This is a genomic window from Desulforhabdus sp. TSK, from assembly GCF_022836495.1.
Classification (GTDB): domain Bacteria; phylum Desulfobacterota; class Syntrophobacteria; order Syntrophobacterales; family Syntrophobacteraceae; genus Desulforhabdus.
Genome location: NZ_BQXM01000222.1, coordinates 1 through 305 on the forward strand (window position 1 = coordinate 1; position 305 = coordinate 305).

At 59.7% G+C, this 305-nt stretch carries 1 pseudogene; it reads right to left on the reverse strand.

What is annotated here, in order from left to right:
* Positions 1–305: pseudogene (locus MWC30_RS22175) on the reverse strand (transposase); the annotation flags it as partial.

Here is a 305-nt window from a genome sequence, read left to right on the forward strand (position 1 = left end):
TGCACCGCGGCCCGACCAACCGGAGCAAGGGATCGGAGGGGAAGGTGCGCGAGCAAAGCTCACATTGAGCCACCGTCTCGTGGGCGATGAAGGGTCCAAGCAGGGTAAGAATCTTCTTGCGGCGAGTTTTTTGCACGAGAAGGCGCTCGCCACAATCACAGGTAGCTCTTTCGGGGGTAAATCTGATGAGCGCGGGGTCGGGAAAGAGAACCGATGGCTTGGTCTCCCGTGAGAGCTTGGTCAGGGAGTCCCTCAAAGCCCTCAAGGCTCCGGCGCCCCGGTTCGGGTCGTTTTTTTTAGACCGT